Here is an 18,971-nt window from a genome sequence, read left to right as displayed (position 1 = left end):
GTAGGAAGACCTCTCGGCGCGGGACCAAATCGGGGAGGGCGAATCGAGGTGTGGGAGTCGGGCTGAACGATCACGGGCAGCGGTATGCTCGCGAGGACAGCGCCGAAGTGCCCAGTCCCCGCTCTTGCGACGACCGACAGCCGATGACCGGACGTCCATGAAGCTCAGCGCGCTGACCATCCGCCTTGGCCCCGGCTTCGCACCGGAACCGGTGGTACCGCTCATGTTCGGCCCCCACGGGACACCGCCGCTGCCGTCGGGCCTGAAGTTGTCGGAGGAGCTGATCGGGCGCACCGCGATCCTGGCGCTGGAGGGCGAGTTCGACCTCTACACCGCACCCGAGGTCGACCGGGCCGTCGACCTGACCCTGCGCCGGTTCCCGCGGCGGCTCGTGGTGGACCTTTCGCAGGTCGGCTTCCTGAATTCCGCGGGACTCGAAGTGCTGGCCGCCTGCCACCGGCAGACCGATCTGCGCGTCGTGGCGACGACGCGGTCCACGTGGCGGCCGTTGCGGATCGCCGGGCTGCACGAGGTCCTGGCCATCCACACCTCGCGCGCGGCCGCCATCGCGGCGCCCGAGCCGGGCGAGCCGACCCCTCAGACGGGGTTGTCCGCGGAAGACAAAGCGGTGTAGGCGACGTCCTGCCCCGCGCGCTCCCAGATCAGGTCGGGGCAGTGCAGGCCCTCGGCGGAAAGCCGCCGCTTGAGGACCTTGAACGTCGACGTCCGCGGCAGTTCGCGGACCGTGCGCACGTACTGGGGCACCTGCTTGGGCCCGAGATCGGGCTGGGCAGCGAGGAAGTGGCCGAAGTCGGCGGGGTCCAGGGGGGTGCCGCCGGTGACGATGGCGGCCATCACCCGGTCTCCGGTCACCGGGTCCGGCACCGCGTAGACGGCCGTGTCGGTGATCGCGGGGTGGCGCAGCAGGATCCGCTCGATCGGCGCCGTGCCCAGGTTCTCCCCGTCGACGCGGAGCCAGTCGCCGAGCCGCCCGGCGAAGTAGCAGAATCCGTCGGTGTCGGCGTAGGCGAGGTCACCGGTGTGGAACCGGCCGTCGCGCAGCCGTTCCGCGTCGGCTTCGGGGTCGCGGTAGTACCCGGCGAACCAGCCGGCGCCCGCGGTGTTGACCAGTTCGCCGACGGCTTCCTCGGCGTTGACCAGCCGGCCGTCGGGGTCGAACTCGGCCGGGGGGCACGGACGGCCGGTGAGCGGGTGCAGGATGGCGACGTCTTCGGTCGGCCTGCCGAGTGAGCCGGGCGGCGTGTCCTCGGTGCGGGCGAAACCCACTCCGCCCTCGGTGGAGCCGAACGCGTCGATGACCTTGCAGCCGAAGCGGGTCTCGAACGCGGTCAGGTCGGCGCTCGCTCCTTCGTTCCCGTAGACGAGACGCAGGGAGTTGTCCGCGTCGTCCGGCCGCGGGGGAGAGGCGAGGACGTAGGACAGGGGCTTGCCGACGTAGTTCGCGTAGGTCGCGCCGAACTTCCGCACGTCGGGCAAGAACCCGGAAGCGGAGAACCGGCGGCGCAGGGCGATGCCCGCGCCGGCCGCGAGCCCGACCGCCCAGCCGGCCATGATGGCGTTGGAGTGGAACATCGGCATCGTGACGTAGACCGTGTCCGATGTGGACAGCCCGAAGCGCTGGGCGAGCATCGCGCCCGGGAACGCGATCTTGCCGTGGGTGCAGCGCACGGCCTTCGGGTCGCCGCTGGTGCCGGAGGTGAAGATCAGCATGAGCAGGTCGTCCGCCGACGCGGGGACGGGATCGATCGGCTCGGTCGCCGGCGCCCACGACTCCAGGTCCCGCACGCCGATCCCGCCGAGGTCCAGTCCGTCCAGCAGGGGCCGGTACTTCCGCTCGGTGAGGACGAACTGGCAGTCGGCGAGCCGGATGTCCCGCGCTAGTGCTTCACCACGCCGGGTGGGGTTGAGCCCGACCAGCACCGCCCCGGCGAACGCGCAGGCGCCCAAGAGGACGGAGAACGCCGGCACGTTGTCGGCCAGGATGCCGACGTGCGGGGGATCGCCGCGGCGCAACGTCGCCCGCAGGTCGGCCGCGCCGCGGGCCGACGCCTCGACGTGCTCGGCCCAGGTGTACGTCTCGTCCTCGAACCGCAGGCCCGGACGCTCGTCCCCGGCACGGGCCAGCAGCAGCTCGGTCACCGTCGGGACGCTCATCCGCGCACCTCCCGGCACCGGCGGTCAGAAGTGGAACAGGTTCTACTTCTACCACGGTGCCGGTCGCGGAGTCCACCGCGCGCTGTGCGGTTCGGTCAGCGGCGGCCGGTGGCCAGGATGACGAGGAACTGCCCGGCGCCCGGCTCGACGTCGGCCGTCACCGGCAGCCCCGGTACCAGCCGGGAGAACCGGTCCACGAGCCAGTCCGCCGCGTCCTGGGCATCCTGTTCAGTAGGACAGCGGGCCACCATCTCGCGGCCCCCCTTGCGCTCGAGCCGGCCGGCCACGGTGATGAGCGGTGCGGGTTCCGCCACGTGCAGGCGGTCCGGCCAGGCGATGACCACCTTGACCGCGCCCTTGCGGGTGTTGCACCCGCGGTGCGCGAGCCGCTCGGCGACCTTGGCCTTGCGGTCGGCGGTCCGGCTGTCGACGCTGGGCCCCCGCGAGTCGTTCACCGACATGCCGGGGTCGACCGGTTCGTCGCACACCCAGCACCGCCAGCCGTCGCGCTCGGCCACGTCATCGAGGAGGCTCATCCGAGCAAACTAGCCTGCGCGGCCGCCGCCCCGCGCACCGCACCGGAACACCCGCGCCCCTCCGCGAGTTGAGGGGGGCATGAGTCAACTCGTGGACCGCACGATCACCGCCCTTCGCGCCGAGCACGACGGGCTCGCCGGCCTCGTCCGCACCCTCACCGACGATCAGCTGGCCGCTCCCAGCGGTGCCTCGGAATGGACCGTCGCGCAGGCACTTTCCCACCTCGGCAGCGGCGCCGAGATCGGTCGCGCACCGATCGCCCGGGCCGCCGGAGAGACCGTGGAAGCCGAAGACAACCCGACGATCTGGGCCCGCTGGGACGGGTCCACGCCGCGAGCGCAGGCCGAAGGCTTCCTCGAGCACAACGGCCGGTGGCTCGAACTGGTCGAAGCGCTCACGCCCGAGCAGCGGTCCTCGCTGACCGTCGACCTCGGCTTCCTGCCGGAGCCGGTCCCGCTGCTGACCGCCCTGGGCATGCGGCTCAGCGAGGTGGCCAACCACTCGTGGGACGTGCGGGTGGCCTTCGACCCGGACACCGGGGTGGACGCCGGCTCGGCCGAGGTCCTGCTCGACCTCCTGGCCGGGCCCGTGGGCTTCATGCTGAGCTTCCTGGCGAAGCCGGCCGAGCTCGCGAACCCGGTGTCGGTCGCGGTCCCCGGCGGCGGACTGGTGATCGACGACGCGGTGACCGTGGTGGACCACCTCGAGTCGCCGTCGGCGACGTTCGACGGGCCGGCGGAGGCGTTCGTGCGGCTGGTCAGCGGCCGGCTGAAGGCGCCGTACGACAAGAGCGTCATCGTCGAGGGCAGCGTCACGCTCGACGACCTGCGCCGGGTGTTCCCCGGCTTCTGACGGGTCCGGCGGGAAGGGTTTTCCTCGGCAGCAAGGCGAAAAGTCGCCACCGGCCGCCGGGGCGGGGACGCGCTGCCCCGCCCCGGCGCGCCACCCCTAAGGGGCTCGTGAACCGGCCACGGCGGCCGGTAGACATATCGGACGAACCCGTCCCGAGCCCCGAACGAGGAGAACACCATGGCCCCACGTCGGCCGGCCGCCCGCGGCCTGCTCCTCGCTTTGGTCGTACTCCTCCTGGGGCCGGTTCCGGGCGTCCAAGCGGCGACGGGCCAGCGGTACACCGCAGCCGGTCTGCACCGGCCGGTCGAGATGCTCGTCGACACCTGGGGCGTGCCGCACATCTACGCGGCCGACACCAGTGACCTCTTCTTCGCCCAGGGCTTCAACATCGCCCGGGACCGGCTGTTCCAGGTCGACACCTGGCGCCGCCGCGGCCTCGGGCAGCTCAGCGAGGTGCTCGGCTCGTCCTACGTGGAGCAGGACCGGGCCGCCCGGCTGTTCCTCTACCGCGGCGACATGGACGCCGAGTGGGCGTCCTACGGCCCGGAGGGCAGGCTCGCCGCCACCCGGTTCGCCGAGGGCATCAACTCCTACGTCGACTGGCTGGCCCGCAACCCCGCCGCGGTCCCGCCGGAGTTCGTCAAGCTCGGCTACCAGCCCGCGCACTGGAGCCCGCAGGACGTGGTGCGGATCCGCACGCACGCCATCGGGGAGAACCTGATGTGGGAGGTCGCCCGCGCGAAGCTGGTCTGCCTGGCCGGCCCCGGCGCGAGCCGCTACCTGCGCTCCCTCCACCCGGACCACGAAGCGGCGGTCCCCGCCGGGCTCGACCCCTGCGCGGTGCCGGACGACGTGCTCAAGGTGTACGACCTGGCGACCGCCGCGGTGAACTTCACCGGTAGCGGGTTCCGGACCGAGACCAAGGACATCGCCGACGCCACCGCGGGCAGCAACGCCTGGGCGATCGGGCCGGGCCGGACGGCGTCGGGCCGGCCGATCCTGGCCAACGACCCGCACCGCGGCGCGGACGCCCTGCCCTCGGGCCGGTACGTCGCGCAGCTGTCGGCGCCCGGGCTGAACCTCGCCGGCGCGGGTGAGCCGTGGAACCCGGGGATCGCCATCGGGCACAACGAGAACATCGCGTTCGGCCTGACCAACCTGCCGATCGACCAGACCGACCTCTACGTCTACGACCTCGACCCGAACGACCCCACGCGCTACCGCTACGGCACCGGCTGGGAGCGGATGACCACGGTCACCGAGCCCATCCCGGTCCGCGGGGGCACGTCGGCCGCCGGGAAGCTGTCCTTCACCCGGCACGGCCCGGTCGTCAAGGTCGACGAGGCGGCGCACCGGGCGTACGCGGTCCGCACGGCGTGGACGCAGCCGGGCGCCAGCGCGTACCTGGGCAGCCTGAACTACCAGCGGGCCGCGAACTTCCGCGAGTTCACCGCGGGCATGCGCACCTGGGGCACGCCGGGCTCGAACCTCGCCTACGCCGACGTGCGCGGCAACATCGGCTACGTCCCGGCGGGGCTGACGCCGCGCCGCACCGGCGCCGGCTACGACGGCCTGCTGCCCGTCCCCGGTGACGGGCGCTACGACTGGAACGGCTTCTACGCCAACAGCGAGCTGCCGGGCCAGTACAACCCGCCGTCGGGGTACTTCGCCTCGGCCAACGACTTCAACATCCCGCCGGGCCACCCGGTGGTGTCCAACTACGAATGGCAGCTGCCCTACCGCAAGCAGCGCATCGACGAGCTGATCGAGTCCCACCCGGGCGCAACCGTCGCCGATTCGCTCGCGCTGCAGAAGGACGAGAAGTCGCTGGCGGCCACGCAGCTCGTCGAGTTCGTGCGGGGACTGTCCTCGACGGACCCGGACACGGCGAAGGCACTGGAGCTGCTTCGCGGCTGGGACGGCGTCGCGTCGGCGGATTCGCCGGCGGCCGCGCTGTACGAGACGTGGATCATGAAGTACCTGCACTACGTGTGGGCGCACGCGGTGCTGCCGCAGGCCGCGGCGGACGCGCTGGTGCGCACCATCAACCCCGACTTCAGCCTGATCATCGCGTCCTTCCGGGACCCGGTGGGGTGGCTCGGGCCGGACGGCGCGGCGGTGCGCGACAAGCTGATCCTGGACTCGCTGCCGGTGGCGTTCCGCGACGTCGCGGCCCAGCTCGGCGCCGACCCGTCGACGTGGCACTGGGGCACGTTGCACCACAACGAGTTCAAGCACCCGCTGGGCGGCCCGAACGTCGGCCCGACCCCGATCGGCGGCGACTACCACACGATCCACCCGTCGTTCTTCCACCCGCTGACCTACGCCCAGATCATCGGGGCGACGTTCAAGATGGCCCTGGACGTCGGCAACTGGAACGGTTCGGCCGCGATCAACGCGCCCGGGCAGTCCGGCGACCCGCGCAGCCCGCACTACCGCGACCTCAACGGTCTCTGGGCCTCGGGCGGTTCGTTCCCGCTGCTCTACAGCCGCAGCGAGGTCGAACGGAACCTCGACGTCCGGATCCGGCTGGAGCCGGCCGGGTGGTGAGGCTCAGAAAAGGCGGGCCGCGACGTCGTGGAACCGCCGCCGCACCTCGGTGATGGCTGTCGAGGTGCGGGCCGGGTGGACGCGGTTGGTCAGCAGGACGTAGTACCGGCCGCGGCCCGGCTCCACCCAGAGGCTCGTGCCGGTGAACCCGGTGTGCCCGTACGAGTCCGGCTCGAGCGCGACGCCCACCGGGGAGCCGGGCACGTCGAGCCCCTGCCACGCGAGGCCGCGGTGCAGGCCGGTCGTGTGGTTGGCGATCATCTCGGCGTGCGTGGCCGGTTTCAGCAGCGGTGCCGCGCCGCCGGCCAGGACCCGGCCCAGGCGTTCGACGTCGGCCAGCGGGGCGAACAGCCCGGCGTGGCCGCAGATCCCGCCCAGCACCACCGCGTTCTCGTCGTGCACCTGCCCGGTCACCACGTGGCCGCGCCAGCCGCAGTCTTCGGTCGCCACCGCGTCGGGCACCGGGCCGAACCCGGTGGCGGGCAGGCCCGCCGGGGTCGTCACGTACTCGGCGACCAGGGCGTCCAGCGGCGTTCCGGTGGCCGCCGACGCGATGAGGCCCAGCAGGATGAAGCCCTGGGACGAGTACTCCACCCGGCTGCCGGGCGCGACGGGCAGGGGCGTCGTCCGGATCGCTTCGAGGAGTGACTCGGCTGTGCCGTGCGTGCGCCACAGCGGCGTGCCGCCCGGCAGGCCCGAGGTGTGGGTGAGCAGCTGCCGCACCGTGATCGACGCCTTGTCGGTGCCCGCGTAGGACGGCAGGTGGCGGGGGAGCGGGTCGTCGAGGGACAGCGCGCCGCGCTCGGCCAGGGCCGCCACCACGATGCCCACCACCGGCTTGGTCACCGACGCGAGGTCCCAGCGGCTCGCCTCGACGGCGGGCGGACCGTCCCACCAGCGCGTGCCCAGGACACCCCGGGAGAGGGCACCGTCCGCGGTGCCGACCGACCACGCGGCCGCCGAGAACACCCGCTCTTCGCGGGCCTGCGCGAGGAGTTCAGCGAGCATCGACGGCTCGCAGGGTCGTCCCGGCGAGCACCGCCGAGAGCCGGTTGGCCGCCTCGGCGACGAGCGGGCCCAGGACGTCGAAACTCGACGGCTGCAGCGTGAACGTCAGCCCCGACACGCTCACCGCGCCGACGACCGCGCCCTCGGCGTCCAGCACCGGGGCGCCGAGGCAGCGCACGTGCGCTTCGAACTGCTCGTCGTCGACGACGTAGCCCGCACTGTCCACAGTGGTCAATTCCTGCCGGATCGCGGCCGGGTCGGTCAGGGTCTTGGCCGTGCGCGCGGCGAGCGGCGCGGTCAGCACTTCGTCGACCTCGGCCTCGGGCAGGCGCGAGAGGATCGCGCGGCCCACCGCGGTGCAGTACAGCGGCACCTCGCCGCCCGGCCGGGTGTTGAGCCGGTACGCCTGGTCCGGCTCGAGCTTCTCGACGTACACCGCGCGGTCCGCGTGGCGGATGGCGTAGTGCACCGTGTGCCCGCTGCGCCGCTGCAGGTCCGCCAGCACGGGCCGCAACGGCCGCGTGCTGGTCAGCGCCGCCGCCGAAAGACCCAGCAGCCGCGGTCCGACGGTGTAGCGCCCGCTGCCCGCGCCCACCGCGTACCCGGCCTCCGTGAACGTCTGCAGCATCCGGTGCGCGGTCGGTTTCGGCAGGTCACAGGCCTGTGCGAGGTCCGCGAGCCGGTGCGGTCCACCTGGGCCCGCCAGAGTCGCGAGCACCTCGAGGGCCTTCTCGACCGCACCGCGGGAGCTTGCGGGCGAAGTGTTGACAGCGTTGTTCACGCGGCCTAGCTTAGCGCAACAACGTTCCGTCTGATGGAACGTTGTTTCACAGGACGGAAGAAAGGTGGTGACCGTGGCCCGTCCCCGCCTGTCGCGCCGCGACGCCCTCCGGCTCGGCGGCCTCGCGCTCCCGGCGCTGGCCCTGCCCGGCCTGCTGTCCGCGTGCGGCAGCGCCTCGGGCGCCACCGGCGCCGTGCTGCGCGTCGCCCAGTCGTCGGACCCCAAGACGCTCGACCCGCAGAAGCAGGGCGACCTGACCTCGATGAACGTGCTGACGAACCTGTTCGACACGCTCACCACGCGCGGCCCGGACAACCAGCTCGCGCCCGGTCTCGCGCTGTCGTGGTCCTCGCCCGACCCGCTGACCTGGCGGTTCAAGCTCCGGCCCGGCGTGAAGTTCCACAACGGGGAGCCGTGCGACGCCAACGCCGTCGCGTTCAGCATCAACCGGCTGCTCGACCCCGCCACCAAATCGCCGATCGTCGAGCTGCGCTACGTGAAGCAGGCCGTCGTGGTCGACGCGGCCACCGTGGACCTGCGCTGCAGCGCCCCGGACCCGATCATCCCGGCCAAGGTTTCGCTGTTCGGTGGGGTCGCCGTGCCGCCGAACTACCTCAAGCAGGTCGGTTCGGCCGGCTTCGCGAAGCACCCGGTCGGCACCGGGCCGTTCACCTTCGGGGAGTTCCAGCGCGACCACCAGCTGCGGATGCGCGCGAACCTCGCGTACTGGGGTGGCAAACCGGCCTACGACGAGCTGGTGTTCCTGCCGATGCCCGACCCGTCCTCGGCGCTGGCCTCGCTGCAGAGCGACGAGGTCGACATCGTCGCCGGGCTCACCCCCGACGCCGCGCTGCAGCTCAAGGGCTACACCGGCGTCTCCATCCGGAACTACCCGGGCATCCGCACTTCGTACCTCTCGCTCGACACCACCGCCGGCCCGCTGCGCGACGTCCGGGTCCGGCGGGCGCTCAACCACGCCGTGGACGTGCCGCTGCTGATCAAGGCCGTGCTCGACGGCAAGGCGCGCGAGGTGCCGACCATGTTCCCGCGCGAGTCGTTCGGGTTCGATCCGGCGATCGCGCCCTTCACCCGCGACGTCGGGCTGGCGAAACAGCTGCTCGCCGAGGCCGGTTTCCCGGACGGGTTCGACACCTCGATCACCGCGCGGACCGACGACTCGAACCTCGCCGAAGCCATCTCCGGGCTGCTGGCCCGCGCCGGGGTCCGGGCCCGGGTGGACCTGGTCGACCCGGGCACCTACACGACCCGGCTCACGTCGTCGAACCGCAGCGCGCTCGGCCCGATCTACCTCGCCGCCAGCACCGGCTGGACGCTCGACGCCGAAAGCCTCGTGCAGTCCAACGTCCGCCACGACCGGCGGCAGAGCCGGTGGACCGACCCCGAAGCCGACCGGCTCGTCGACGCCGAAGAGCAGTCGCTCGTGCCCGCCGACCGGCAACGGGCCTTCACCGGGCTCCAGCAACTTCTCAAGCAGGAGGCGCCGTTCGTGTTCCTCTTCCAGATCGACAACGTCTACGCCGTCAACACACGTCCACAGTGGACTCCCGGTGTGGTGGGCGTGCTCGGCATGGCGAAGGCGACGGTGACCCCGTGACCGCGCCCACCGTCGCCGTGGCCCGCCCGGCCGCCCCGGGCAGCGGGGTGGCGCGCGTGGTCGTCACCAAGGTGCTGACCGCGATCGTGGTGCTGTTCTTCGTGGCCACGGCGGCGTTCCTGCTGGTCCGGCTCTCCGGCGACCCCGTGAAGCTCATCCTGCCGCCCGACGCCACCGCGCAGCAGGAGGCCACGCTGCGCGCGAGCCTCGGGCTGGACCGGCCGCTGCTCACGCAGTACCTCGACTACCTCGGCGGCCTGCCCCGCCTGCACCTCGGCACCTCGCTCGTCTACGACCAGCCGGTCTCGGAAGTCCTGTTCTCCCGCGTCCCCGCGACGCTGGAGCTGGCCGGCGCCGCGCTCCTCGTGGCCCTGGTGATCGCCGTCCCGGCCGGCACGTTCGCGGCGATGCGCCGTGGCCGCGCGGGGGACACCGGCGTGATGACGGGGGTCCTCGTCGGGCAGTCGACCCCCGCGTTCTGGGTCGGGATCCTGCTGATCCTCATCTTCGCCGTGCAGCTGCAGGTGCTGCCCGCGTCCGGCTACGGCGGGTTCGCCCACCTCGTGCTGCCGGCCATCACGCTGGCGGTGTACTCGGTGGCGGTGATCGCCCGGCTGCTGCGCAGTTCCCTGGTGGACGTGCTCGGCTCCGACTACATCCGCACCGCGCGCGCCAAGGGGCTCAGCACCGCCGGCGTCGTGCTGGGCCACGGCCTGCGCAACGCCGCGCTGCCCGTCGTCACGGTCGTCGGCCTGGAGGTCGGCAGCCTGCTCGGCGGCGCGATCCTCACCGAGCAGGTGTTCTCCTGGCCCGGTCTCGGCCGGCTCACCGTCGAGGCGATCCAGAACCGCGACTTCCCCGTGGTGCAGGCCGCGGTGCTGTTCTTCGCGGCGACGTTCGTCGTGGTGAACCTGCTCGTCGACCTGTCCTACACGATTCTCGACCCGAGGGTGCGGGTGACCGCGTGACCGCCATCGCTGTTTCCCCGGCCCGCCCCAGCGTGGTGCGCGCCGTGCTGCGCAACAAGCTCGGCGTCGTCGCCGTGACCGTGCTGGGGCTGATGATCCTCGTCGCCCTGCTCGCCCCGCTGATCGCGCCGTATGACCCGGGCGCGCAGGACCTGCTGGTGCGGCTGCACCCGCCCGCGTGGGCGACCGGAGGCGACTCGGCGCACCTGCTCGGCACCGACCAGCTGGGCCGCGACATCCTCTCCCGGCTCTGTTACGGCGCCCGCGTCTCGCTGCTCGTCGGCGCGTGCGCGGCGCTGCTGGCCGGCGTGGTCGGCGCGGTGATCGGCCTGGTCGCCGGGTTCCTCGGCGGCTGGTTCGACCGGATCCTGATGCGGATCGCCGACATCCAGCTCGCGTTCCCGTCGATCCTGCTCGCGCTCGCCATCGTCGGGTTCCTCGGCTCCGGCCTCTGGTACGTCGTGCTCGTGCTCGGCTTCACCGGCTGGGTCTCCTACGCCCGCGTGATCCGCTCCGAAGTGCTTTCGTTGCGCACCAGGGAGTACGTCACCGAGGCACGCGCCATCGGTGTCACGGACTTCACGATCATGCGCCGGCACCTGCTGCCCAACGTGATGGCACCGCTGGCGACCATCGGCACCCTGCACGTCGCCGCGGCGATCGTCGCCGAGGCGTCGCTGAGCTACCTCGGCCTCGGCGTGCCGAAGCGGACCGTGACCTGGGGCGGGATGCTCGCCGACGGCCAGCTCTACCTCGGCACGTCGTGGTGGGTGGCCGTGTTCCCCGGCGTCGCGCTGATGCTCACCGCGCTGGCCGTCAACATCACCGGCGACGTCCTGCGCGACGTCGCGGACCCGAAGGCGTACCGCTCATGAGCCTGCTGGAGATCAAGGACCTGAGCATCGAGTTCCGGGTGGACACCGGCACGGTCGCCGCGGCCGACGGCGTGAGCCTGTCCGTGGCCGAGGGCGAGACCGTCGCCCTGGTGGGGGAGTCGGGCAGCGGCAAGACGGCGACCGCGCTGTCGGTGCTGCGGCTCAACCCCGAGCCGCCGTGCGTCTACGCGGGCGGCGAGATCCTCCTGGACGGCCGGGATGTCCTCCGGCTGCCCGAAAAGGACCTGCGCGCGATCCGCGGCAACGACGTCGCCATGGTCTTCCAGGACCCGATGACCAGTCTCAACCCCGTCAAGCGCATCGGCGCCCAAGTGGCCGAGGTCGTCCGGAAGCACCAGGGCGCGTCCCGGTCGTCCGCGCGGACGGCGGCCGTGGAAGCGTTGCGGGAGGCCGGGATCCCCGACCCCGAACGGCGTGCTTCGCAGTACCCGCACCAGCTTTCGGGCGGCCTGCGGCAACGCGCGATGATCGCGATGGCGCTGGTCGGCCGGCCGCGGGTGCTCATCGCCGACGAGCCGACCACCGCCCTCGACGTCACCGTGCAGGCCCAGATCCTCGAGCTGCTGGTGGACCTGCAGCGGCGGCACGGCATGGCGATCCTGCTCATCACCCATGACCTCGGGGTGGTCGCGGAGGTCGCCGACCGGGTCGTGGTGCTCAAGTCGGGCCGGGTGGTCGAGACCGGGGACGTGGTGCCGCTGTTCGAGGCGCCGCGCGAGGACTACACGCGGGAGCTGCTGCGTGCGACACCGAAGCTGGAGCGGGTATGACGAACCTGGTCGAGATCCGCGGGCTGCGCAAGGACTACGGCGCACTGTCCGCTGTGGACGGTGTCGACCTCGACGTCGTCTCGGGCGAGACGCTGGCCGTGGTCGGTGAGTCGGGCAGCGGCAAGACGACGCTGACCCGGCTGCTGCTGCGGCTGATCGAGCCGACGGCGGGGACCGTGCGCTTCGACGGCGCGGACCTGTACTCGCTGGGCGCGGCGAGCCTGCGCAAGGTGCGGCGCGAGATGCAGGTGGTGCTGCAGGACCCGTACTCGAGCATGAACCCGCGCCTGCGCGTGACGGAGATCGTCAGCGAGCCGCTGGTGACGCACGACCCTTCGCTGCGCGGCCGTCGGGGCCGGGCGGAGGTACGCGAGCGAGTGGCGGGCCTGTTGACGGCGGTCGGGTTGCCGCCGCAGGTCCAGGACCGGTACCCGCACGAGTTCTCCGGCGGACAACGGCAGCGGATCTCCATCGCGCGGGCCCTGTCCCTGGAGCCGCGGCTGGTGGTGCTCGACGAGCCGACGAGCGCGCTCGACGTGTCGGTGCAGGCGCAGGTCCTGGATCTCCTGGGTGAGCTGCAGGAACGGCTCAAGCTGACCTACGTGTTCGTGTCGCACAACCTGGCGGTGGTGCAGCGGATCTCGGACCGGGTCGCGGTGATGCGCGCGGGGAAGATCGTGGAGCTCGCCGGCTCGAAGCAGCTGTTCTCGGCGCCGTCGCACGAGTACACGCGGAGCCTGCTCGACGCGGTGCCGAACCCCGACCCGCGGCTGGCCCGCCGCCGGGTGACGGCGTGACGGCGTCAGCGGTGGGACAGGACCAAACCCGCGCCGCCGAGCAGCGCGACGTCGTCGGCCGGTCCTTCGTTCACCACGACTCGCGGCGGCTCCGCGGTGCGCGCCCACGACGAGTCCTCCCGCAGCCGCTGCTCGATCCGGGCCCGGAAGCGTTCCCCGCCCTCGGCGGCCTCGCCGTGGAGGACGAACAGGCCGGGGGCGAAGAGCTGCTGGATGTTCACCAGGCCGAGCGCGATGTTGGCGGCGTACTCGTCCAGCAGCGGGTGGCCGGCCAGCTCGCGCACCGTGCTCGCGCCGAGGCCACGCCGCTCGGCCTCGGCGCGCAGCCACGGCGTCGTCGCGACGGTCTTCCAGCAGCCACGGGCCCCGCACGTGCAGCGGCGGCCGCTGGCGGCCACCGTCATGTGCGCGCCGCTGCGGCCACCCGGCGGGGCCAGCACCTCGCCGTCGTAGAGCAGGCCGACGCCGAGCACCTCGCCGGTCGACACCGACGCGAACGTCGTGCGGCCGCGGCCCGGGCCGAACCAGCGGTCGCCCAGGACCTGCAGGCGCGCCCGGTGCTCGATGTGGACGGGGGCGTGCACCAGTTCGCCGAGCACGGCCGCCACGGGGTAGCCGTGCAGCGCGGGCACCTCGTTGACCTCGATGATCACGCCCGCGTCGGCGTCCACCAGGCCCGCGGCGGCCACCCCGACGCCCACCGGCGACGTGGGGAACTTCGCGACCTGCGCCAGGGCGGTGTCGACGTCGGCCCGGTCGGCGGTGCCGCGCGGGTAGGTCGCCTCGGCACGCCACAGCACGGTGCCGGCCAGGTCGAGCAGCGCGGCCCGGACCCGGCCGGGCAGCAGCTCGACGGCGCCCAGCACCGGACCGGCGTCGGCCGCGGGGGTGGCCGGCGCCGGGACCAGCCGCAGGGCCGGGCGTTCGCCGGTGCTCATGCGGTCACGATGCCACGCCGCGACCCGGGAGGGGAGGCCACGTGCCCGAACTGACGCGGATGACCTGGCAGGAGGTGCGCGACGCGGCCGGCTCGGCGATCGCGCTGCTGCCGATCGGCTCGCAGGAGCAACACGCCGCCCACCTGCCGATGGGCACCGACACGATGCTCGCCGAGGCCGTCGCCGACCGCGCGTTGCGGCGGCTCGACGGCGCACCGGCGATCGTGCGGCTGCCCGCGCTGCCGTTCGGGCACAGCCCGCACCACCTGTTCGCCGCCGCGGTGTCGCTGCGGGCCTCGACGCTGCAGGCCGTGCTCGCCGACGTCCTGGACTCGCTCGCGACCAGCGGGTTCCGGCGCGTCCTCGTGGTCAACGGCCACGGCGGCAACGACGAGATCATGCGGCTCGCCGTCAAGGAGTACGCGCTGCGGGCCGACGTCGCGCTCGCGGCGTGCTCCTACTTCTCGCTCGGCGACGGCTCCTCGCCGGGCCACGCCGGGAAGTTCGAGACGTCGCTGATGCTCGCGGCCCACGGCGACCTGGTGCGGCCGCGCGAACCTCGTCCCGACGTCACGCCACCGCCGCTGTTCGCGTACCCGCCGTACCCGGGCCTGACCGTGGAACGCCACGGCGAATGGGCCCGCGCGGGCGGCAGCACCGACGACGCCACCACCGCGACCGCCCAGGACGGGGCGGACCTGCTCGAAGACCGGGTGACCGCGTTGGCGGACGCGATCCGCGCGTTCGACGCGGCCACCCGCACAACCCACGCCGAAGGGGAGGCATGAAGATCACCGAAGTCGACGTGCGGGTCGTGAACCTGCCGTTGACCAACCCGTTCACCAGCTCGTTCGAGACGAAGACGGGCGAGACCCGCACCATCGTGCGGCTGCGCACCGACACCGGGGCCGAGGGCTGGGGCGAGACCATGTGGGGCCGCCCGGTCGCGGAGCTGACCCGCAAGCTCGGCGCGGAGCTGGTGGGCACGAGCCCGTTCGCGCTGGAGGCGTTCCACCGGCGGCACCACATGGTGCCGTTCTTCCACGGCTACCTCGGGTACGCGGCGCTGGCCGCGCTCGACGTCGCGTGCTGGGACCTGATCGGCAAGATCACCGGCCAGTCGGTGACCGACCTGCTCGGCGGCCCGGTGCGCGACGAGGTCCCGATCACGGCGCTGATCACCCGCGCCGACGCGCCCGGCGCGTCCGGCCGCGAGCTGGCTCAAGGGCTGGGGGAGCACGCGGCGAAGGTGGTCGCGGAAGGCGGCTTCACGGCGGTGAAGCTGAAGGGCACCAAGGACGTCCGCGGCGACGTCGAGATCATGCGCGAGCTGCGGCGGGCGCTGCCGGACGTCGAGCTGCGGGTGGACCCGAACGCGGCGTGGTCGGTGCCCGACTCGATCCGCGCGGGGTTGTCGCTGGAGGAGCTGGACCTGGAGTACCTCGAGGACCCGTGCGTCGGCATCGAGGGCATGGCCCAGGTGCGGGCGAGGGTGCGGATCCCGTTGTGCACCAACATGTGTGTGGTCCGCTTCGAGGAGTTCGCCCCGGCGGTCCGGCTCGGCGCGGTGGACGTCATCCACGGCGACGTCTACAAGTGGGGCGGGATCGCGGCGACGAAGGCGCTGGCCGCGCACTGCGAGACGTTCGGCCTCGGGATGAACCTCCACAGCGGCGGCGAACTGGGCATCGCGACGGCCGCGCACCTCGCGGTGGTGGCGAGCACACCGGTGCTCTCCCGCGCGATCGACAGCATGTACTACCTGCACGAGGACGACATCGTCGAGCCGCTGGAACTTTCGGGCGGCCGGCTGCGGGTCCCGGCCGGGCCGGGGCTGGGCGTGACGGTGGACGAGGAGAAGGTGGCGTACTACGCGAAGCGCAACGAGGAGGAGGGAGACCTCACCGGGTGAACCCACCGCCGCCGGCCGGGTATGAGCGCGAGGCTCTCCGATCCGCAGGGTGCCGGGTGGTCCGGGCCGCCCGGCACCGCGGGGTCAGCAGGTTTCGCCCGGCCTCGTCCGGGCCGGCGCGAACTCCAGGCGCAGCGAGTCCGAGCGGGGAACGACGAACGACACGCCACTCGACACCTGCCAGTTCGCGGGGACGAACACGTACTGCCCACCGGACTGGAGCAGCAGTTTCAGCCCTGAATACCGGTACTTGTACGCGGCGTCCGGCTCCCGGCACACGACTTGCCGCACGCCACCCGCCTCGAGGTTGAGGCTGCGCGCGCTGTAGAGCGTCACGGCCGGCATTGCGGGGATCCGGGCCGCGGTGGTGAACGCCTCCCGGACCCCGGTCTGGGCCGAGTAGTCGGACACCGCCCAGAAAAGCCCGAACGCCACGAGGACATACGTGACGATCCATTCCGCGACCCGGAACGCCGCGACGTGCTTGCCGGGAAACAGCCGGCGCCAGCCGGCCACCGCGAGCACCACGCCGACCGCGACCGCGAGCCCGGGACGTCCGGAGTGGTCCCGGAATGGTGCCGGACCGAGCACCACGGGAATGGCGGTGCCGATGAGCACGAGACCCGCGACCGTCGCGATAGGAGTGCCGACGCGAAGCAGGGTTGCCCGGATTCGTTCCGGTAGCAGGAAATGCGCGAGCCGGACCAGGCCGAACAAGGCGAGTCCCAGCCCCGCCGCGGCACCGATGGGCAGGTGTAGCCCGAAGGCGCCGCGAGCGAGAATCTCCTCCGTGGTCTGGCCGAGCACGGTGTAGTGCACCTGGAAATAGTCGAAGAACTTTTGCGTGTAGATGAGCCCGAAGAAGTACAGCAGCGCTGTCGACAGCGCCAGGTTCGCCGCCACGGACGCGATCACCTTGAGCGCCTGCGACGCCCCGGAGCCGGCCTCCTTTTCGGCACCGCCGTCGCCGGGCTCCGGCCGCCGCAGGCCGTGGCGAGCCACCCCGCGGCGTGGCGAGGACCCGGCGGTGACGAGGGTTCGGCGACCGGTCATTCTAGGGAGCCGGCGTGGTGGAGGTGTCTTCGTCCGGTGCAGGCGGTTCCTCACCGGGCGGGCAATCGCCGGTGTGGATGTGGACGACCCCACCGCGCGGGACTTTCAGGGGAGGGGTGATCGACTTGGCGCAGGCCTTTCCACTACCGTCGATCTTGACGGTGACCCCGCATCGCGGTCGCGGGCACCCCAGGCCTTGGGTCTTTTCGTCCAGGTCTCGCAGAACATCGCTTCGGACCTCGGCAGCCGGACGGTCGCCCGGACCGATTTGGGTGCTGTCGTAGTCGATCGGACTGCCCAGTGCTCCGGGCGGGTTCGGATCCGGTGGCCGGGGAGCGGAGGTGCCTTCCGGACGTGGCTGCGCGGGGGAGGGGCCCCCGGAAGAGTCAGCCGGTGCCGAAGCCGATTCGCCCGGCGTGTCCGGCGGGTTGCCGGGAGCGGATGTCCCATTGCAACCCGCCGCGAAAATCACGACCACTGCCGCCGCGCTCCAGAGTGACTTCATCCGAGCTTGCCCCCTCACGTGGTTCCGTTGCCTGGAGGAGGCGTGGGCCGGCCCGGAAAATACACCTACCGATCCGGTCGCCGGGTCATCTGCCGACCTGCGGCCCGATCATCGAGTTCACGTCGATCGGAGACGGGATGGCGCCGAGCTGCAGCAGGAGGTCCGGTACCCGTTGCAGGCGCCGCGAGTCCAGGATCGAGCCGTAGCCCGGCAAGGTGAGCAGCTTGGCCGTGTCCTCGTCGATCTTGGCGAACCGGACCAGCAGCGGCTCGACCTTGGCGCGGTCGTTCAGGGCCGCGTGGGTGGCCTTCTGCATCGCGCGCTGGAACGCGGCCAGGGTCTTCGGGTTCTCGCGCACCCACTTCTTCGTCGCGCCGAAGCCCGTCAGCGGGAAGTCCTGGGTCGCGCCGGTGTTGATGTCGATCACCGGAATCGCGCCGGCCGTCTTGGCGGCCTGCGTGATGTACGGCTCCGGCAGGTACGCGGCGTCGGCCTGCCCCTGCTGCAGCGCCGCCGCGATGTTGGGCAGTGGGATCAGGACCCATTTGACCTTGCTGAAATCGACGCCGTGGTCCTGCATCACCGAGCGGGTGAGCAGATCCGACGCGGTGTTCTTCGCCGTGATGGCGATCTTCTTGTCCTTCAGGTCGAAGATTGTTTTCACCGGTGAATTCGGCACCGTGACGATCGCGTTGGACTTCGCGTTGACCGACGTCGCGTCGGCGACCAGCTGCATGTCGGCGGCGCCGGTGCTCTTCGCGGTGAAGAACGGGGGGTAGGTCGAGAACGCGATGTCGGCTTCGCCCGAGATCGACTTGGTCAACGAGGCTTGACCGCTGGCGGCGACGACGGAGTCGACGGTGAGGCCCTCGTTCTTGAAGTAGCCTTCGTCCTGGGCCAGCCAAAACGGCGCGAGGTCCGTGGTGGGCAGGATCGAGATCTTCAGCGTAGGTTTTTCCAGTCCGCCGCTGTTCGACGCGGCGTTCGAGCTGTCCATGCCGAGTGCGCCGCAGCCGGTGACGACCATGACGGCCGCGAGGGCGAGCGCGCAGTGACCAGCGCGAACCCGGCTACTGCTCCTGGCGATTCCAAACAAGGCCTGCTCCTCGAAGGAGGTGTCGGTTGATGTACCGAATCCGAGGAAGTTCAGTGAATCATTCCCCGGTGTCAGGCAGGCCACTGTAGGCACCCTGAGATCCCTTGACAATGCGTGGTGTACGCCGAGCCGGGTATTTCATCACAATGGCGGCGTGAATGCTTGATCAATGATCTTGCCGAGACCGCCGAGTGTCGGAGGATTCTACGGATCTTTGCGGCGGAAAGGGGGCACACCACTGATTTCCGGGACGGATGGGCGCCGAGATCGCGGATTCGGGCGGCGTGGATTCGGGCGGTGATGTTCACTCTCGGTGTGGATGGTGCTCGCTTGGCCTAATGGACATGATCGGCGGGCCGGCATTCGTCGCTCTCCGTCGCCGCCGGTCGCCGCGCCGCCGTCGCCACGCTCGTGGAGTGCGGAAAACGTGGTCCGAGGGCACCGGTCAATACGGAAAACCACGATTCGATCGTGATAATCCTGCGGCGACAGACCTGGCGAGTTCCGCTATCGGACCG

17 protein-coding genes are annotated in these 18,971 nt (G+C 71.8%); 10 read left to right on the top strand and 7 right to left on the bottom strand.

All coding sequences use genetic code 11. The annotated features are described in order from the left end of the window. Window positions 1–223: 223 nt before the first annotated feature. The gene (locus AB0C38_RS12820; protein WP_360671139.1) at window positions 224–634 is read left to right on the top strand and encodes an STAS domain-containing protein; all 411 of its coding nucleotides are present in this window, start codon (window positions 224–226) and stop codon (window positions 632–634) included. On the opposite strand, the gene AB0C38_RS12815 is transcribed toward AB0C38_RS12820, so the two are convergent. Together AB0C38_RS12815 and AB0C38_RS12810 are read right to left on the bottom strand one after the other, a co-directional pair. Next, the gene (locus tag AB0C38_RS12815) at window positions 598–2,175 is read right to left on the bottom strand and encodes a long-chain-fatty-acid--CoA ligase (protein WP_360671136.1); all 1,578 of its coding nucleotides are present in this window, start codon (window positions 2,173–2,175) and stop codon (window positions 598–600) included. The two genes, AB0C38_RS12820 and AB0C38_RS12815, sit on opposite strands and share 37 nt — an antisense overlap. A 95-nt stretch (window positions 2,176–2,270) precedes the next feature. Further along, on the bottom strand, window positions 2,271–2,711 hold the full coding sequence (locus tag AB0C38_RS12810; protein WP_360671134.1) for a hypothetical protein: 441 nt from the start codon (window positions 2,709–2,711) through the stop codon (window positions 2,271–2,273). A gap of 79 nt (window positions 2,712–2,790) precedes the next feature. Between AB0C38_RS12810 and AB0C38_RS12805 the strand changes: the two genes are divergently transcribed. Both AB0C38_RS12805 and AB0C38_RS12800 read left to right on the top strand, forming a co-directional pair. Then, the gene (locus AB0C38_RS12805; protein ID WP_360671131.1) at window positions 2,791–3,564 is read left to right on the top strand and encodes a maleylpyruvate isomerase family mycothiol-dependent enzyme; all 774 of its coding nucleotides are present in this window, start codon (window positions 2,791–2,793) and stop codon (window positions 3,562–3,564) included. A 177-nt stretch (window positions 3,565–3,741) separates the two neighbouring features. Beyond that, window positions 3,742–6,114: a penicillin acylase family protein gene (locus AB0C38_RS12800; protein ID WP_360671128.1), complete on the top strand. Its 2,373-nt coding sequence runs from the start codon at window positions 3,742–3,744 to the stop codon at window positions 6,112–6,114. A gap of 3 nt (window positions 6,115–6,117) precedes the next feature. On the opposite strand, the gene AB0C38_RS12795 is transcribed toward AB0C38_RS12800, so the two are convergent. Together AB0C38_RS12795 and AB0C38_RS12790 are read right to left on the bottom strand one after the other, a co-directional pair. Then, entirely contained in the window at window positions 6,118–7,122 is a 1,005-nt protein-coding gene (locus AB0C38_RS12795) for a serine hydrolase domain-containing protein (protein ID WP_360671125.1), read from the bottom strand. Then, window positions 7,112–7,903 (bottom strand): IclR family transcriptional regulator, encoded by a 792-nt coding sequence (locus tag AB0C38_RS12790; protein ID WP_360671122.1) that lies wholly within the window; start codon window positions 7,901–7,903, stop codon window positions 7,112–7,114. The genes AB0C38_RS12795 and AB0C38_RS12790 overlap by 11 nt, the downstream gene beginning before the upstream one ends. Before the next feature lie 73 nt (window positions 7,904–7,976). On the opposite strand from AB0C38_RS12790, the gene AB0C38_RS12785 reads away from it, so the two are divergent. Genes AB0C38_RS12785 through AB0C38_RS12765 form a run of 5 tightly spaced genes read left to right on the top strand, consistent with a single transcriptional unit; the run spans window position 7,977 to window position 12,949 of the window. Then, window positions 7,977–9,518 carry an ABC transporter substrate-binding protein gene (locus tag AB0C38_RS12785; RefSeq protein ID WP_360671119.1) on the top strand — a complete coding sequence of 514 codons (1,542 nt, stop codon included), beginning with the start codon at window positions 7,977–7,979 and terminating at the stop codon, window positions 9,516–9,518. Beyond that, on the top strand, window positions 9,515–10,486 hold the full coding sequence (locus tag AB0C38_RS12780; RefSeq protein ID WP_360671116.1) for an ABC transporter permease: 972 nt from the start codon (window positions 9,515–9,517) through the stop codon (window positions 10,484–10,486). The genes AB0C38_RS12785 and AB0C38_RS12780 overlap by 4 nt, the downstream gene beginning before the upstream one ends. After that, complete coding sequence (locus AB0C38_RS12775) at window positions 10,483–11,361, top strand: ABC transporter permease (protein WP_360671113.1); 879 nt, start codon at window positions 10,483–10,485, stop codon at window positions 11,359–11,361. The genes AB0C38_RS12780 and AB0C38_RS12775 overlap by 4 nt, the downstream gene beginning before the upstream one ends. After that, a complete protein-coding gene (locus AB0C38_RS12770; RefSeq protein ID WP_360671110.1) occupies window positions 11,358–12,152 on the top strand; it encodes an ABC transporter ATP-binding protein in 795 nt (264 codons plus the stop codon). The genes AB0C38_RS12775 and AB0C38_RS12770 overlap by 4 nt, the downstream gene beginning before the upstream one ends. Next, window positions 12,149–12,949 (top strand): ATP-binding cassette domain-containing protein, encoded by an 801-nt coding sequence (locus AB0C38_RS12765; protein WP_360671107.1) that lies wholly within the window; start codon window positions 12,149–12,151, stop codon window positions 12,947–12,949. Before AB0C38_RS12770 ends, AB0C38_RS12765 begins: the two co-directional genes overlap by 4 nt. A 5-nt stretch (window positions 12,950–12,954) precedes the next feature. Here AB0C38_RS12765 and AB0C38_RS12760 read toward each other — a convergent pair whose 3' ends face one another. Next, on the bottom strand, window positions 12,955–13,887 hold the full coding sequence (locus tag AB0C38_RS12760) for an ROK family protein (RefSeq protein ID WP_360671104.1): 933 nt from the start codon (window positions 13,885–13,887) through the stop codon (window positions 12,955–12,957). Between the two features lie 41 nt (window positions 13,888–13,928). Between AB0C38_RS12760 and AB0C38_RS12755 the strand changes: the two genes are divergently transcribed. Continuing rightward, window positions 13,929–14,675: a creatininase family protein gene (locus AB0C38_RS12755; protein WP_360671100.1), complete on the top strand. Its 747-nt coding sequence runs from the start codon at window positions 13,929–13,931 to the stop codon at window positions 14,673–14,675. Further along, window positions 14,672–15,799, top strand: a complete 1,128-nt coding sequence (locus AB0C38_RS12750) for an enolase C-terminal domain-like protein (protein ID WP_360671097.1) — start codon at window positions 14,672–14,674, stop codon at window positions 15,797–15,799. The genes AB0C38_RS12755 and AB0C38_RS12750 overlap by 4 nt, the downstream gene beginning before the upstream one ends. An 84-nt stretch (window positions 15,800–15,883) precedes the next feature. Here the strand turns inward: AB0C38_RS12750 and AB0C38_RS12745 are convergent, their stop codons facing one another. Then, the gene (locus AB0C38_RS12745; protein WP_360671094.1) at window positions 15,884–16,852 is read right to left on the bottom strand and encodes a hypothetical protein; all 969 of its coding nucleotides are present in this window, start codon (window positions 16,850–16,852) and stop codon (window positions 15,884–15,886) included. Window positions 16,853–17,442: 590 nt separating this feature from the next. Continuing rightward, window positions 17,443–18,384: an ABC transporter substrate-binding protein gene (locus tag AB0C38_RS12740; RefSeq protein WP_360671926.1), complete on the bottom strand. Its 942-nt coding sequence runs from the start codon at window positions 18,382–18,384 to the stop codon at window positions 17,443–17,445. Between the last annotated feature and the right edge of the window lie 587 nt (window positions 18,385–18,971).

Source organism: Amycolatopsis sp. NPDC048633 (assembly GCF_040650695.1).
In the GTDB taxonomy this organism is placed as follows: Bacteria; Actinomycetota; Actinomycetes; order Mycobacteriales; family Pseudonocardiaceae; genus Amycolatopsis.
This window is presented reverse-complemented; position numbering and strand designations above follow the sequence as displayed.